Annotated in this window: 12 protein-coding genes; 6 read left to right on the top strand and 6 right to left on the bottom strand. The window is 66.2% G+C overall.

Annotation, left to right across the window (positions count from 1 at the left end):
- The first annotated feature begins 5 nt into the window (after nucleotides 1-5).
- The 6 genes from tkt to BLV97_RS06920 all read left to right on the top strand — a co-directional run bounded on the left by tkt (nucleotide 6) and on the right by BLV97_RS06920 (nucleotide 6,638).
- Nucleotides 6-2,015 carry a transketolase gene (gene tkt, locus BLV97_RS06945; RefSeq protein ID WP_051646134.1) on the top strand — a complete coding sequence of 670 codons (2,010 nt, stop codon included), beginning with the start codon at nucleotides 6-8 and terminating at the stop codon, nucleotides 2,013-2,015.
- Nucleotides 2,015-3,094, top strand: a complete 1,080-nt coding sequence (gene fba, locus BLV97_RS06940) for a class II fructose-bisphosphate aldolase (RefSeq protein ID WP_035843895.1) — start codon at nucleotides 2,015-2,017, stop codon at nucleotides 3,092-3,094. Before tkt ends, fba begins: the two co-directional genes overlap by 1 nt.
- 24 nt (nucleotides 3,095-3,118) lie before the next feature.
- Nucleotides 3,119-4,582: a form I ribulose bisphosphate carboxylase large subunit gene (locus BLV97_RS06935; RefSeq protein WP_035843897.1), complete on the top strand. Its 1,464-nt coding sequence runs from the start codon at nucleotides 3,119-3,121 to the stop codon at nucleotides 4,580-4,582.
- A 23-nt stretch (nucleotides 4,583-4,605) separates the two neighbouring features.
- The gene (locus BLV97_RS06930; RefSeq protein WP_035843899.1) at nucleotides 4,606-5,025 is read left to right on the top strand and encodes a ribulose bisphosphate carboxylase small subunit; all 420 of its coding nucleotides are present in this window, start codon (nucleotides 4,606-4,608) and stop codon (nucleotides 5,023-5,025) included.
- Between the two features lie 66 nt (nucleotides 5,026-5,091).
- Nucleotides 5,092-6,048 carry a CbbX protein gene (gene cbbX / locus BLV97_RS06925; RefSeq protein ID WP_035843901.1) on the top strand — a complete coding sequence of 319 codons (957 nt, stop codon included), beginning with the start codon at nucleotides 5,092-5,094 and terminating at the stop codon, nucleotides 6,046-6,048.
- A 32-nt stretch (nucleotides 6,049-6,080) separates the two neighbouring features.
- Nucleotides 6,081-6,638 carry a thioredoxin family protein gene (locus BLV97_RS06920; RefSeq protein ID WP_035843903.1) on the top strand — a complete coding sequence of 186 codons (558 nt, stop codon included), beginning with the start codon at nucleotides 6,081-6,083 and terminating at the stop codon, nucleotides 6,636-6,638.
- Between the two features lie 88 nt (nucleotides 6,639-6,726).
- On the opposite strand, the gene BLV97_RS06915 is transcribed toward BLV97_RS06920, so the two are convergent.
- From BLV97_RS06915 to BLV97_RS06890, 6 genes are all read right to left on the bottom strand, one after another.
- Nucleotides 6,727-7,524, bottom strand: coding sequence for a peptidylprolyl isomerase (locus BLV97_RS06915; RefSeq protein WP_035843905.1), 798 nt, complete (start codon nucleotides 7,522-7,524; stop codon nucleotides 6,727-6,729).
- Between the two features lie 4 nt (nucleotides 7,525-7,528).
- Complete coding sequence (gene narI / locus BLV97_RS06910; protein ID WP_035843907.1) at nucleotides 7,529-8,296, bottom strand: respiratory nitrate reductase subunit gamma; 768 nt, start codon at nucleotides 8,294-8,296, stop codon at nucleotides 7,529-7,531.
- An 11-nt stretch (nucleotides 8,297-8,307) separates the two neighbouring features.
- Nucleotides 8,308-9,030 carry a nitrate reductase molybdenum cofactor assembly chaperone gene (gene narJ, locus BLV97_RS06905; protein ID WP_244520980.1) on the bottom strand — a complete coding sequence of 241 codons (723 nt, stop codon included), beginning with the start codon at nucleotides 9,028-9,030 and terminating at the stop codon, nucleotides 8,308-8,310.
- On the bottom strand, nucleotides 9,027-10,550 hold the full coding sequence (narH, locus tag BLV97_RS06900) for a nitrate reductase subunit beta (protein WP_035843909.1): 1,524 nt from the start codon (nucleotides 10,548-10,550) through the stop codon (nucleotides 9,027-9,029). The genes narJ and narH overlap by 4 nt, the downstream gene beginning before the upstream one ends.
- Entirely contained in the window at nucleotides 10,547-14,275 is a 3,729-nt protein-coding gene (locus BLV97_RS06895) for a nitrate reductase subunit alpha (protein WP_035843911.1), read from the bottom strand. The genes narH and BLV97_RS06895 overlap by 4 nt, the downstream gene beginning before the upstream one ends.
- Before the next feature lie 67 nt (nucleotides 14,276-14,342).
- Nucleotides 14,343-15,737 (bottom strand): NarK family nitrate/nitrite MFS transporter, encoded by a 1,395-nt coding sequence (locus BLV97_RS06890; protein ID WP_035843913.1) that lies wholly within the window; start codon nucleotides 15,735-15,737, stop codon nucleotides 14,343-14,345.
- Between the last annotated feature and the right edge of the window lie 4 nt (nucleotides 15,738-15,741).

Genomic DNA, 15,741 nt, shown 5'->3' with positions numbered 1-15,741 from the left:
CAGCCATGACCATCCAGACAGAGGTGAAACCCCGGGCCGAGGCCGACGAGAAGCTGATGGCCACCGCGATCCGCGTGTTGGCGATGGACGGGGTCGAGGCGGCGAAATCGGGCCACCCCGGCGCGCCGATGGGTCTGGCCGATGTCGCGACGGTGCTGTTCAACCGCTATCTGACCGTCGATCCCGCAGCCCCCGCCTGGCCCGACCGCGACCGCTTCGTGATGAGCGCGGGCCATGGGTCCATGCTGGTCTATGCGATCCATCACCTGCTGGGCTATGCGGACATGGGCGCCGATCAACTGCGCGCATTCCGCCAGCTGGGCGCGCGCACCGCGGGCCATCCCGAATACGGCCATGCACAGGGCATCGAGACGACGACCGGCCCGCTGGGGCAGGGGATCGCCACCGCCGTCGGCATGGCGCTGGCCGAGCGGATGCAGAACGCTCGTTTCGGCGACGATCTGGTCGATCACTGGACCTATGTGCTGGCCGGCGACGGCTGCCTGATGGAAGGCATCAGCCACGAGGCGATCGACCTGGCCGGGCATCTGCGCCTGGGCCGGCTGATCCTGTTCTGGGACGACAACGGCATCACCATCGACGGCGGGACCGAGCTTTCGACCTCGACCGACCAGCGCGCGCGCTTCAAGGCGGCGGGCTGGCATGTGCAGGGCGTGGATGGCCACGATCCGGAAGCCATCGCCGGGGCGATCGAGGCCGCGCGCGGCGATCCCCGGCCCTCGCTGGTCGCGTGCAAGACGGTGATCGGCAAGGGCGCGCCGACGATGGCGGGCAGCCACAAGGTGCATGGTGCGCCGCTGGGCGAGGCCGAGATCGCCGCCGCGCGCAAGGCCCTTGACTGGCCGCATCCGCCCTTCGAAGTGCCCGATCAGGTGCGCGAGGCCTGGGCCCAGGTGGCCCGGCGCGGCGCCGCAAGCCGCGCGGCGTGGGAGGCGCGCAAGGCCGCCAGCGCGCAGGCCGCGGCGTTCGACGCCAGCCTTGCCGCCCCCGACCAGGCCGCGCTGGCGGCGGCGATGGTCGAGCACAAGGCGCGGCTCAGCGATCAACTGCCACGGGTGGCCACCCGCAAGGCCTCGGAAATGGCGCTGGAGGTGGTGAACGCGGTGCTGCCCAACAGCATCGGCGGCTCGGCCGATCTGACCGGGTCGAACAACACCCGTACCGGCGGGATGCGCCCGGTGACGCGCGACGATTACGCCGGCAATTACATCCACTACGGCATCCGCGAACATGGCATGGCCGCGGCGATGAACGGCATCGCCCTGCATGGCGGTTTCTTCCCCTACGGCGGCACCTTCCTGGCCTTCGCCGATTACTGCCGTCCCGCGATCCGGCTGTCGGCGCTGATGGGCGTGCCGGTCACCTATGTGATGACCCACGATTCCATCGGCCTTGGCGAAGACGGCCCCACCCATCAGCCGGTCGAAACCCTGGCCTCGCTGCGCGCCATGCCGAACCTGACGGTGATCCGCCCCGCCGACGCGGTGGAAACCGCCGAGGCCTGGCAGATCGCCGCGGCGGCGACCGACACGCCCACGCTCTTGTGCCTGTCGCGCCAGAACCTGCCGCTGGTGCGCACCAGGCACACGACCGAGAACCTGACCGCCCGCGGCGCCTATGTCCTGCACCGCGCCGAGGGCCCCCGCGACGTGACGCTGATCGCCACCGGATCCGAGGTGGAAATCGCGCTTGCCGCCGCCGAAAGGCTGGCAACGGAGGGTCTGCGCGCCGTGGTCGTCTCGGCCCCCTCGTTCGAGCTCTTCGCCGCGCAGCCGGCGGACTACCGCGTCGCCGTGCTGGGCTGCGCGCCGCGCATCGGGATCGAGGCCGCCGTCCGCCAGGGGTGGGAGCAGTTCCTTGAACGGGGCGACGCCTTCGTCGGCATGACCGGCTTTGGCGCCTCGGCCCCGGCGCCCGATCTTTACCGCCATTTCGGCATCACCGCCGAGGCCGTCGCGGCCCTGGCCAAGACACGGATAGAAGGGAGGACCTGATGGCACTGATTACGCTTCGGCAATTGCTCGATCACGCCGCCGAGAACGGCTATGGCGTGCCGGCCTTCAACATCAACAACATGGAACAAGGTCTTGCAATCCTGCGCGCGGCGGCCGCGACCGATGCGCCGGTGATCTTGCAGGCCAGCCGCGGCGCGCGGTCCTATGCCGGCGACGTGATGCTGCGCCACATGGTTCAGGCCCTGGCCGAGACGCACCCCGACATCCCGATCGTGCTGCACCAGGACCATGGCAACAACGATGCCACCTGCCTGTCGGCGATCCGCCACGGCTTTACCAGCGTGATGATGGACGGATCGCTGGAAGAGGACATGAAGACCCCCGCCTCCTATGATTACAACGTCGAGACCACCCGCCGCGTCAGCGCCGCCGCCCATGCCGTGGGCGCCTCGGTCGAGGGCGAATTGGGCGTGCTGGGCAGCCTGGAAACCGGCGAGGCCGGCGAAGAGGACGGGTCGGGCGCCGAGGGCAAGCTGTCGCGCGATCAGCTGCTGACCGATCCCGATCAGGCCGTCGATTTCGTCGCCCGCACCAAATGCGATGCGCTGGCGATCGCCTGTGGCACCAGCCATGGCGCCTACAAGTTCAGCCGCAAGCCCGACGGAGAGATCCTGTCGATGGCCACCATCGCGCGGATCCACGAAAAGCTGCCCGGCACGCATCTGGTGATGCACGGCTCGTCCAGCGTGCCGCAGGCTTTGCAGGATCTGATCAACGCCCATGGCGGCGAGATGCCGCAAACCTATGGCGTGCCGGTCGAAGAGATCGAGAAGGGCATCCGCATGGGCGTGCGCAAGGTCAATATCGACACCGACTGCCGGATGGCGATGACCGGCCAGTTCCGCAAGGTCGCGGCCGAGAAGCCCGCCGAATTCGACCCCCGCAAGTTCCTGGTCCCCGCGATGAAGGAACTCGAAGATCTTTGCCGCGACCGGTTCGAACGGTTCGGCACCGCCGGCCAGGCCGGCAAGATCCGACCCGTCCCGATGGACGAGATGGCCAAGCGCTACGCAAGTGGCGCGCTCGACCCGCAGATCGCCGCCGCTCAGGCCGCCTGACGCCCCGAACCAAGGAGAACCACGATGCTCGATAACAACATGAAGGTCACGGACGCCAAGAAACGCTATTCGGCGGGCGTGCTGAAATATGCCCAGATGGGCTATTGGGAACCCGATTACCAGCCCAAGGACACCGATATCATCGCGCTGTTCCGCATCACCCCCCAGGACGGCGTCGACGAGGTCGAGGCCGCGGCGGCGGTGGCGGGCGAAAGCTCTACCGCGACGTGGACGGTGGTCTGGACCGACCGGCTGACGGCCTGCGAAAAATACCGCGCCAAGGCCTACCGGGTCGATCCCGTGCCCAACAGCCCGGGTGAATTCTTCGCCTACATCGCCTATGATCTGGACCTGTTCGAGCCCGGCTCGATCGCCAACCTTACCGCCTCGATCATCGGCAACGTCTTCGGCTTCAAGCCCTTGAAGGCGCTGCGGCTGGAGGACATGCGCCTGCCGGTGGCCTATGTGAAGACCTTCCAGGGCCCCGCCACCGGCATCGTGGTGGAGCGCGAGCGCCTGAACTGCTACGGCCGGCCGCTTCTGGGCGCCACGGTGAAGCCCAAGCTGGGCCTCTCGGGGCGCAACTACGGCCGCGTGGTCTACGAGGCGCTGAAGGGCGGGCTGGATTTCACCAAGGACGACGAGAACATCAACAGCCAGCCCTTCATGCACTGGCGCGACCGCTTCCTTTACTGCATGGAGGCGGTCAACCGCGCCTGCGCCGCGACGGGAGAGGTGAAGGGCACCTATCTGAACGTCACCGCCGGCACCATGGAAGAGATGTACGAGCGCGCCGAATTCGCCAAGGCGCTGGGCTCGACCATCGTGATGATCGACCTGGTGATCGGCTACACGGCAATCCAGTCGATGGCCAAGTGGGCGCGCAAGAACGACATGATCCTGCACCTGCACCGGGCCGGCCATTCCACCTATACCCGGCAGCGTACGCACGGGGTCAGCTTCCGCGTCATCGCCAAGTGGATGCGGCTGGCGGGCGTCGATCACCTGCATGCCGGCACCGTGGTCGGCAAGCTGGAAGGCGACCCGGCCACCACCAAGGGCTATTACGACATCTTCCGCGAGGAATATAACCCGATGGCGCTGGAGAACGGGATCTTCTTCGACCAGGACTGGGCCTCGCTGAACAAGATGATGCCGGTCGCCTCGGGCGGGATCCACGCGGGTCAGATGCACCAGCTGCTGACCTATCTGGGCGAGGACGTGGTGCTGCAGTTCGGCGGCGGCACGATCGGCCACCCGCATGGCATCGAGGCCGGCGCCACCGCCAACCGCGTCGCGCTGGAGGCGATGGTCTTCGCGCGCAACGCCGGGCGCGACATCTGGAACGAGGGCGAGGACATCCTGCGCGACGCGGCCCGCACCTGCACGCCGCTGAAACAGGCGCTCGATGTCTGGAAGGACGTCACCTTCAACTATGCGTCGACCGATGCGCCGGACTTTGCGCCGACGCCGGAAGTCTCGGCATAAGAACAGCTTACGGGAGAAACTTCATGCGACTTCGCCAAGGACAATTCAGCTTCCTGCCGGATCTGACGGATGACGACATCCGCGTGCAGGCGCAATATGCGATCGACAACGGCTGGGCCGTCAGCGTCGAATTCACCGATGACCCGCATCCGCGCAACACCTATTGGGAAATGTGGGGCCATCCGATGTTCGACAATCCCGACGCCGCCGCGGTGGTCTACGAGGTGAACGAATGCCGCAAGGCGCATGGCGGCAAGTACATCCGCGTGATGGCCTTCGATGCCAGCCACGGCTGGGAATCGATCCGGATGAGCTTCATCGTCAACCGCCCCAAGGAAGAGCCCGGCTTCCGCCTGGTGCGCCAGGAAAGCGCGGGGCGGCTGGTGCGCTACACCGTCGAAAGCTATGCCACGCGCGACCCCGAGGGGGCGCGCTACGCCTGACGCCGCGCGCGTCCCCCGTTTCGCGGGGGGCGCGCCACCCCGGCCCGCAACAGATGGAGCGCGAAGATGACCGATGAGCCGACCGCCCTCGAAGAGAAGGCTTCCCCAAGCCTTCCGCAAAGCGTCGATCTGGCCGCCGCCTTCGAGGAAAGCGGTGTGCGCGACGTGCTGAAGGAGCTGGACGACACCATGATCGGCCTGGCCCCCGTCAAGCAACGCATCCGCGAGACCGCGGCGCTTTTGCTGGTCGATCAGGCGCGGCGCCAGTTGGGGCTGGCGACCGAGACGCCGACCCTGCACATGAGCTTTACCGGCAATCCCGGCACCGGCAAGACCACGGTGGCGCTGAAGATGGCCGATCTGCTGCATCGGCTGGGCTATGTGCGCAAGGGCCATCTGGTGACCGTGACGCGCGACGACCTGGTCGGCCAATACATCGGCCACACCGCGCCCAAGACCAAGGAGGTGCTGAAGAAGGCGATGGGCGGGGTTTTGTTCATCGACGAGGCCTATTACCTTTACCGCCCTGAAAACGAACGCGATTACGGGCAGGAAGCGATCGAGATCCTGTTGCAGGTGATGGAAAACAACCGCGACGATCTGGTGGTGATCCTGGCCGGATATGCCGACCGGATGGACCGGTTCTTCGAATCCAACCCCGGCTTTCGGTCGCGCATCGCGCATCACATCGAATTCCCCGACTACACCAATGAAGAGCTTCTGAAGATCGCCGAGATCATGCTGTCCGAGCAGAACTATGCCTTCGATCCGGCCGCGAGGGTCGCGATGGCGGAATATATCGCCTCGCGCCGGGGGCAGCAGCATTTCGCCAATGCGCGCTCGATCCGCAACGCGCTGGATCGTGCCCGGCTGCGCCAGGCCAACCGGCTGTTCAACGAGGCCGCGGGGCCGCTCGACGCCGCCGCGCTTTCGGCCATCGCGGAAACCGACATCCGCGCCAGCCGGGTCTTCCGCGGCGGCCTGGACACCGATCGCAAGCCCGCGCGGGAGGCCGCCGAATGATACAAGCCGGGGCATGAAAGGAGAGCCGCACCATGGCCGCAGTTCCGCCCGTCTGTGATTTCGGCTGGCCCGCGCCGGACTTCGCGCTGCCGGCCACCGATGGCAGGACCTATGCGCTACAGGATATCCGTGGCCCGAACGGCACGCTGGTGATGTTCATCTGCAACCATTGCCCATATGTGCTGGCGGTGCTGGACCGGATCCTGCGCGACGCGCGCGACCTGCAGGCGCTGGGCGTGGGCGTGGCCGCGATCTGTTCCAACGATGCCACCAGCCATCCCGCCGACAGCTTCCCCAGGATGCGCGACCTGGCCGCGCGCCACGCCTTTTCCTTCCCCTATCTGCATGACCAGGACCAATCCGTCGCCCGTGCCTATGGCGCCGTCTGCACGCCGGATTTCTTCGGCTTCAACGCCGACCTCGCGCTGCAATATCGCGGCCGGCTGGATGCCTCGCGCAAGGCCGCGGGTCCGACGGATCTGCGCCGCGATCTGTTCGAGGCGATGAAACAGGTCGCACAGACAGGTGCGGGGCCACGCGATCAGACCCCTTCGATGGGATGTTCGATCAAATGGAAGGGGGCGGCCTGACGCGCCACCCGCCTGGGGGGGGGGCGGTTCGGCCGGCCCCCGGCGCCGGCCGGCACGGGGAGGTGCGTTGGCCGGCGCCCAGCGGTCGTCACGCCGCCGCCAGATCGGCCCCCGAGATGTCGGCTTCGGCGGCAAGGCTGGCTACAAAGTCGCGCACCGCGGCGGTCCAGGCGGCTCTTTCCATTGCCTCGGCGATGCGCGGGCGCACCGCGTCATAGGGCAGGGGGGCGCCTTCGGCCACCGCGTCGAGACGGATGATATGCCAGCCGAAGCGGCTGAGGACAGGCTCTGCCGTGATCCCGCCCGCCACCAGCCCGCGCAGCGCGGCCTCGAATTCGGGCACGGTATCGCCCGGGCGCAACTGGCCCAGCCTCCCGCCCTCGGCGCGCGAGGCGCAGTCGCTGTTGGCCTCGGCCTCCTGGGAGAAGCGATCGGGCCGGGCCAGGATCTTTCGGCTGAGTTCCCGGGCCACAGCCTCGGCGGCGTGGCGGCGGTCGGGGTCGCGCGGGTCGCAAGCCAGCAGGATGTGGCTGGCCTCCCACAAAGGGGGGGCGCGAAACCGCGTGGGATCGCGGGCCCATTCGGCGCGGATCTCGGCCTCGGGCGGGGGCGCGGTCTCGATCGCATCCTCCAGCAACCCGCGGATGCGCGCCTCTTCCTCGGTCTCCCACTTGCCGGGGGCGACCTCTTCGGGGGTGGCCTCGATGTCGCGCCGGGCGGCTTCCTGGGTCAGCAGGGCCCGCACGACCAGCGCATTCGCGGCCTGGCGCCAGGCGACGCCCGGCTTGCCCGCCGGCGCGTCGTGGTGCTGGGCCTCGGCGGCGATCGCCGCCGTGGGGATCTTTTGACCGTTCACGATCACCTCGGGAAACAGCGGCTTGTCCATCGGATCACTCCGCCGCGGTGGGCTGCGCCGCCGCCCGCCTGGCCGCCGTCAGCCGCGCCTGGTTCAGTTCGGCGTCGGAATGCTGCGGCAGCGGCTGGGTCCGGCGCGAACGCACGATCTGGTAGCCCGGGCGCCAGAAGTAGCGCAGCGGCACCGACAGCATGTGCACCAGCCGGGTGAAGGGGAACAGCAGGAAGATCGTCAGGCCCAGCACGATATGCAGCTTGAAGATCAGCGGCGTATCGGCGATGCGGGCGGCCACGTCGGGCTGGAAGGTCACGACGCCTTGCGCCCAGAGCATGAATTTCACCATCTCCTTCCCGTCGAGGTGCTGGGCCGAGGAGACGATCGTCGACAGCCCGAAGACCAGCTGGATCAGGATCAGCACCAGGATGCCGATATCGGCCACCGACGAGGTCTTGCGGATGCGCGGATCGGTCCAGCGGCGATGGAACAGCATGCCGCCGCCGATCAGCGCCGCGATGCCCGCCAGCCCGCCGACGACCATCGCCAGGATCTGCTTGAATTCATGGCTGATGCCCAGCGCGTGCAGCAGCGGCAGCGGCGCGAAAAGGCCCACCAGATGGCCGAAGAAGATCGTCAGGATGCCGACGTGAAACAGGACCGAGCCGATCCGAAGCTGCCGGCGCCGCAACAGCTGGCTGGAGGAGCTTTTCCACGAGAACGGGTCCCGCTCATAGCGCGCGATCGAACCGATGATCAGCACCGAAAGCGCGATGTAGGGGTAGATGCCGAAGAAGAAGTTGTTCATGAGAGCCTCCGTCATTCCGCCGCGCGGGGGGCGGATGGGGTTTGGGGCGGGTCCATCCGGGCCAGCAGGTCGCGGCTTGCCGGGCAGCCCGCGTTCGGGTCGGGGCCGAAGGTGACTTCGGTCTCCTCCCAGATCTTGTCGAGTTCCTCCAGGTCGGTCGGATCCGGTTCGGGCTGGGCCAGCAGTTCTGCCAGGATCGCCTGATCGGCCGAGGCGCCGGAAAGCTGGAGAAGCGCCGCGAAGACCGCCGCATAGGGGCTTTCGCGGCGCTTCAGCCGCTCGCCCAGCGCCGCCAGGATATGCGCCGCATCGGCCAGCATGGCACGGGCCTCCTCTGGGGGGCGCGTCGCCAGGAACTCCAGCAGCACCGGCAGGTGATCGGGCAGTTCCGTTGTCGCGGGCTCATAGCCCCCGGCGCGGTAGGTCTCGAGCAGATCCACCATCGCGCCGCCGCGGTCGCGGCTTTCGCCGTGGACATGCTCGAAAAGGTTCAGCGACAGGCTGCGCGAGCGGTCGAAGAGCATGACAAAGGTCTCTTCGAGGTCGTAGATATCGCCCGTCGCCAAAGCCTCGACCAGCGGGCGCAGCGTGCGGCGGGCGGCGGCCGTCAGCCGGCTTTCGGCCGCCAGCACGCCGCCGATCTCGGGCATGGCCTGCTGCAATCCGACGGTCGGATAGCTGAGCAGCAGCGAGAAGGCCTTCAACGTCCGGTCATTCACGTCGGGGCCCATCATTTCGCCTCCTGCGGCATCTTCAGGGGCCGCTTCTGGCTGCCGAAGAGCGAGCCCTTGGACATGCCGGTCGAGCAGCTGTTGCAATCGGTGAAGCCTTCGCCGGTGCGGATGTCATAGGCGTCTTCGACCATCTCGCGGTGGGTGGTGGGGATGACGAAACGGTCCTCGTAATCGGCCAGCGACATGATCTTGAACATGTCCTCGATCACCCGGCCCGAAAGGCCGACGCGGGCTGCGATGCCTTCGTCGACGACGCCATCGACGGTCTTGGCGCGCATGTAGGCGCGCATCGCCAGCATCCGTTCCAGCGCATGGGCGATGGGTTCCTCGTCGCCCGCGGTCAGCAGATTGGCCAGGTAGCGCAGCGGGATGCGCAGGTTGCGCACATCCGGCATCGCGCCGTCCACGCCCAGCGCGCCGGCCTCGGCCGCGTTCTGGATCGGGCTGAGCGGCGGGATGTACCACACCATCGGCAGCGTGCGGTATTCCGGATGCAGCGGGAAGGCCACCTTCCATTCCATCGCCATCTTCCAGATCGGGCTGTGGCGGGCGGCCTCCAGCCATTCCTCGGGCACGCCATCGGCGCGGGCCATCTCGATCACCACCGGATCGTTGGGGTCCAGGAACACGTCAAGCTGCGCGTCATACAACTGCTTTTCGCTGGGCACGTTGGCCGCTTCCTCGATCTTGTCGGCATCGTAAAGCATCACCCCCAGATAGCGGATGCGCCCGACGCAGGTTTCCGAACAGACCGTGGGATTGCCGGACTCGATGCGGGGATAGCACAGGGTGCATTTCTCGGACTTTCCGGTCGACCAGTTGTAATAGACCTTCTTGTAGGGACAGCCCGAGACGCACATCCGCCAGCCGCGGCATTTTTCCTGGTCGATCAGGACGATGCCGTCCTCTTCGCGCTTGTAGATCGCGCCCGAAGGGCAGGACGCCGCGCAGGCCGGGTTGAGGCAATGCTCGCACAGCCGCGGCAGATACATCATGAAGGTGTTTTCGTATTCGCCGTAGATCTGCTTCTGGATGCCTTCGAAGTTGTAGTCCTTCGACCGTTTCGAGAATTCGCCGCCCAGGATCTCTTCCCAGTTCGGGCCCTTCTCGATCTTCTCGATCCGTTCGCCGGTGATCACCGAACGCGGCCGCGCGGTGGGGAAGGCGTTCATCTGCGGCGCGTTCGCGAGATGCGCGTAGTCGAAGGTGAAGGGCTCATAGTAATCGTCGATCTCGGGCAGGTTCGGATTGGCGAAGATGTTCGCCGCGATCCGCCATTTGGCCCCCTGCTTCGGGATCAATTTGCCCGAAGGCGTCCGCCGCCAGCCGCCGTTCCAGCGCGCCTGGTTTTCCCAATCGGTCGGATAGCCGGTGCCGGGTTTGGTCTCGACATTGTTGAACCAGGCGTATTCGACGCCGTCGCGGCTGGTCCAGACGTTCTTGCAGGTGACCGAGCAGGTGTGACAGCCGATGCATTTGTCGAGATTCAGCACCATGCCGATTTGCGCGCGCACTCTCATTGGGCAGCCTCCTGTGTTGCCGGCCGGTCGAGCCAATCGACCTTGTCCATTTTGCGGATGATGACGAATTCATCGCGGTTGGAGCCGACGGTTCCGTAATAGTTGAACCCATAGGAAAGCTGGGCATAGCCGCCGATCATATGGGTGGGCTTCAGCGTGGTGCGGGTCACCGAATTGTGGATGCCGCCGCGCTGGCCCGTCTTCTGTGAACCGGGCGCGTTCACGATCTTTTCCTGGGCGTGATACATGAAGGCCGTGCCTTCCTTCATGCGCTGGCTGACCACCGCGCGCGCGGTCAGGGCGCCGTTGGCATTATAGGCCTCGATCCAGTCGTTATCGGCGATGCCCGCCTTCTTCGCGTCCACCTCCGATATCCACACCACCGGCCCGCCGCGGTTGAGCGTCAGCATCAGCAGGTTGTCGGAATAGGTCGAATGGATGCCCCATTTCTGGTGCGGGGTGATGAAGTTCAGCACGACATGCTTGGTATCGCCGGCCATGACCTCCTGCGTCACGGCCTTCAGATCCACCGGTGGGCGGTAGGACACGAAGCCCTCGCCGAAGGCCCGCATCCACAGGTGATCCTGATACAGCTGCTGGCGGCCCGACAGCGTGCGCCAGGGGATCAGTTCGTGGACGTTGGTGTAGCCGGCGTTATAGCAGACCTCCTCGCTTTCGATCCCCGACCAGGTCGGCGACGAGATGATCTTGCGCGGCTGGGCGGCCACGTCGCGAAAGCGGATCTTCACATGCTCCTGGCCCTCGGCCAGATGCGCGTGGTCGCGCCCGGTGGGCTTTTCGAGCGCGTGCCAGGCCTTCACCGCGACTTCGCCGTTGGTTTCCGGCGCCAGCATCAGGATCACTTCGGTGGCATCGATATCGGTGTCGATCCTGGCGCAGCCCTTGGCCGGGCCGTCGTGCCAGACGCCGTTCAGTTTGCGCAGCTCCTCGACCTCTACCTTGGTATCCCAGCCGATCCCCTTGCCGCCGTTGCCAAGCTTGTCCAGCAACGGCCCCACGGCGACGTAACGGTCGTAGATCGCGGTATAGTCGCGCTCGACCGTGACATAGCTCGGCGCGGTCTTGCCCGGGATCAGGTCGCATTCGCCCTTCTTCCAGTCCCGCACGTCGGGCTGGGCCAACTCTCCCGCCGTGTCGTGCAGGATCGGCACCTGGACGATATCGGTTTCGATGCCCAGCACGCCCTTCGATACCGCCTGAAACTTCTTGGCGATGGCCTTGAAGATCTCCCAGTCGGACTTGGATTCGTAGGCCGGGTCCACCGCCGCCTGCAGCGGGTGGATGAACGGGTGCATGTCGGAGGTGTTGAGATCGTTCTTCTCGTACCAGCTGGCCGTTGGCAGCACGACATCGGAATAGACCGCCGTGGTGGACATCCGGAAATCAATGCAGACCAGCAGGTCAAGCTTGCCCTCTGGGCCGTCGTCGTGCCACACGGCCTCTTTCGGCTTCGAGCGGCCTTCCTCGCCCAGATCCTTGCCCATCACACCGTTATCGGTGCCCAGCAGGTGCTTGATGAAGTATTCATGGCCCTTGCCGGAGGACCCCAGCAGGTTCGAGCGCCAGACATAGAGGTTGCGCATCCAGTTCTCGGGCGCGTCCGGGTCCTCGCAGGACATCTGCAGATCGCCGGATTTCAGCTTCTGGGCGACGTAATCCCTGGCCTCCATCCCGGCGGCCTTGGCGGCCTTGGCCACCTCCAGCGGGTTGGTCTTCAGCTGTGGCGCCGAGGGCAGCCAGCCCATGCGTTCGGCGCGGATGTTGTAGTCGATCAGGCTGATATCCCAATCGCCCTTGGGCGCGGTGGGCGACAGGATCTCGTGCACGCCCAGGGTCTCGTAGCGCCACTGGTCGGTATGGGCGTAGAAGGCCGATGTGCCGTTCATCTGCCGTGGCGGGCGGCTCCAGTCCAGCGCGAAGGCCAAGGGCAGCCAGCCGGTCTGCGGGCGCAGCTTTTCCTGGCCCACATAATGCGACCAGCCGCCGCCGGATTGGCCGATGCAGCCGCACATCACCAACATGTTGATGATGCCGCGGTAATTCATGTCCATGTGGTACCAGTGGTTCAGCCCGGCGCCGAGGATGACCATGGATTTGCCTTGGGTCCTTTCGGCGTTGGTCGCGAATTCGCGCGCCACGGCGATGATCTTGTCGGCCGCGACGCCGGTGATCTTCTCGGCCCATTTCGGCGTGTAGGGCAGGTCCTCGCTGAAGTCGCGGCTGACCCAATCGCCGCCCAGGCCGCGATCAAGCCCGTAATTGGCGCACAGAAGGTCGAAGACCGTGGCCACCAGCGCCTCGGAGCCGTCGGCCAGCGTGATCCGCTTGACCGGGATGTTGCGGGTCAGGACCTCGGGGTGCTGGCATTTGACGAAATTCGCGCTGGCCGCGCCGCCGAAATACGGAAAATCGACGCCGACCACGCTGTCGCGGTCCTCTTCGAGGATCTGGCTCAGCCGCAGGCGCGCCTCGGCCTTGCCGGCGCGTTCCTCGAGGTTCCACTTGCCCTCTTCACCCCAACGGAACCCGACCGAGCCATTGGGCGCGACCAGCGCGCCGCTTGCGTCGTCATAGGCCACCGTCTTCCATTCGGGGTTGTTGGTCTCGCCCAGGCCTTTCGCCAGGTCCGAGGCGCGCAGCATCTTGCCGGGGATGTGGCGGCCGTCCTTTTCCTCCAGCCGCACCAGCATCGGCAGGTCGGTATATTTGCGCGCGTAGTCCTCGAAATATTCGGCCTGCCGGTCCAGGTGGTATTCGCGCAAGATCACATGGCCCATGGCCATCGCCAGCGCGCTGTCGGTGCCCTGCTTGGGGTTCAGCCAGATATCGCCGAATTTCGTGGCCTCGGAATAATCGGGGCTGATGACCGCGGACTTGGTGCCGCGATAGCGCGCCTCGGTGTAGAAATGCGCGTCGGGCGTGCGCGTCTGCGGCACGTTCGAGCCCCAGATCAGCAAGAAGCCCGCGTTGTACCAATCGGCCGATTCCGGCACGTCGGTCTGCTCTCCCCAGGTCTGGGGGCTGGAGGGCGGCAAGTCGCAATACCAGTCGTAGAACGACAGGCAGGTGCCGCCCAGAAGCGACAGATAGCGCGCGCCGGAGGCATAGCTGACCATCGACATCGCCGGGATCGGCGAGAAGCCGAAGACCCGGTCGGGGCCGTATTTCTTCGCCGTATAGGCGTTGGCGGCGGCGGTGATTTCGGTCGCCTCGTCCCAGCTTGCGCGGACGAAGCCGCCCTTGCCGCGGTTGCGCGTATAGTCGGCGCGCAGGATCGGATCGGCCTGGATCGCGGCCCAGGCGTCGACCGGCGCCATGGTCTTGCGCTTCTCGCGCCAGATCCGCATCAGCGCGCCGCGCACCATCGGATGCTTCAGCCGCGCGGCGGAATAGAGATACCAGCTGTAGGACGCGCCGCGCTGGCAGCCGCGCGGTTCGTGATTGGGCAGGCCGGGCCGCGTGCGGGGATAATCGGTTTGCTGGGTTTCCCAGGTGATGATGCCGGATTTGACGTAGATCTTCCAGCTGCACGATCCGGTGCAATTCACCCCATGGGTCGAGCGCACGATCTTGTCGTGGCGCCAGCGGCTTCTGTAGGTGTCCTCCCATTTGCGATCCTCGCGGGTCACCTGTCCGTGACCGTTCGAGAAGCGTTCCAGTTCCTTGGACTGGAGAAAATTCAATCTGTCGAGCAAGTGGCTCATCTCTTGTCTCCTCGGGGGAAAGGGGTGCGCGCCACGATGAGTGGGGCGTGGCGCGCCTGGGGCCGGGTCAGCAGGGAACCGGCGCGTTCTTGCGGCTGTAGAAGACCCAGGTGACCACCGCGCACAGCGCGTAGAACACCGCGAAGCTCCACAATGCGGCGGCGGGGCCGCCGGTCAGCGCGATTGAGGTGCCGTAGGCCTTGGGGATGAAGAAGGCGCCATAGGCGGCGATCGCCGAGGTGAAGGCGATGATGGCGGCGCTTTCGCGTTCGGCCTGCTTCAGGGTCGCGGCTTCGTCGAGGTCGGGCATCAGGCGCGGCACTTCCTGGCGCAGGATCGTGGGGATCATCTGGAAGGTCGACGCGTTGCCGACCCCGGTCAGGAAGAACAGCGCCATGAAGCAGGCGAAGAAGCCCCAGAAATTGCCGGCCGACCCGCCCAGCGGCAGGAAGTAAAGCACCCCCAGAACCGCCAGGATCATGCCCAGGAATGTCCAGAAGGTCACGCGGCCGCCGCCGAAGCGATCGGACACCCAGCCGGTGGCGGCGCGGCTCAGCGCGCCCACCAGCGGTCCCAGGAAGGCATAGGCCAGGACGTCGACGCCGGGGAACTGGGTTTTCATCAACAGCGGGAAGCCCGCCGAATAGCCGATGAAGCTGCCGAAGGTGCCGGTGTAGAGGAAGGCCATGATCCAGTTGTGGCGGCGCTTCAGGATGATCGTCTGGTCGCCGAGGCTGGCCTTGGCGTCAGAGATGTCGTTCATCCCGAACCAGGCGGCCAGGGTCGCGACCACGATGAACGGCACCCAGATGTAGCCTGCGTTCTGGATCCACAGCTGGCTGCCGTCCTTCAGCGCCTGGGGCGCGCCGCCGAGGCTGCCGAACACGCCCATGGTGATGACCAGCGGCACCACGAACTGCATCACCGACACCCCCAGGTTGCCCAGCCCCGCGTTCAGCGCCAGCGCGTTGCCCTTGGTCTTCTTCGGGTAGAAGAAGGCGATGTTGGCCATGGAAGAGGCGAAATTGCCGCCGCCGAAGCCGCACAGCAGCGCCAGGATCAGGAAGGTGGTATAGCTGGTGTGGGGGTTCTGCACCGCGATGCCGATGCCGATCGCCGGTAGCAGCAGCGAGGCGGTCGACAGCGTCGTCCACAGCCGGCCGCCGAAGATCGGGATCATGAAGCTGTAGAAGATGCGCAGCGTGGCGCCCGAAAGACCGGGCAATGCGGCCAGCCAGAAGCGCTGGCCCACCGTATAGTCGAAGCCGATCGCCGGCATCTTCGCCACCACGACTGACCACACCATCCAGACACAGAAGGCCAGTAGCAGCGCGGGGATCGAGATCCACAGATTGCGGGTGGCGATTGCGTGGCCCCGGGTATGCCAGAACTCCTGTTCCTCGGGGTGCCAGTCGGTCAGAAGGTGACCGCGCTGTCCAGGGGTTGCGGATGTATTCGCCATGAGC

The sequence above is a fragment of the Allgaiera indica genome (assembly GCF_900106675.1).
Taxonomy (GTDB): domain Bacteria; phylum Pseudomonadota; class Alphaproteobacteria; order Rhodobacterales; family Rhodobacteraceae; genus Acidimangrovimonas; species Acidimangrovimonas indica.
This window is presented reverse-complemented; position numbering and strand designations above follow the sequence as displayed.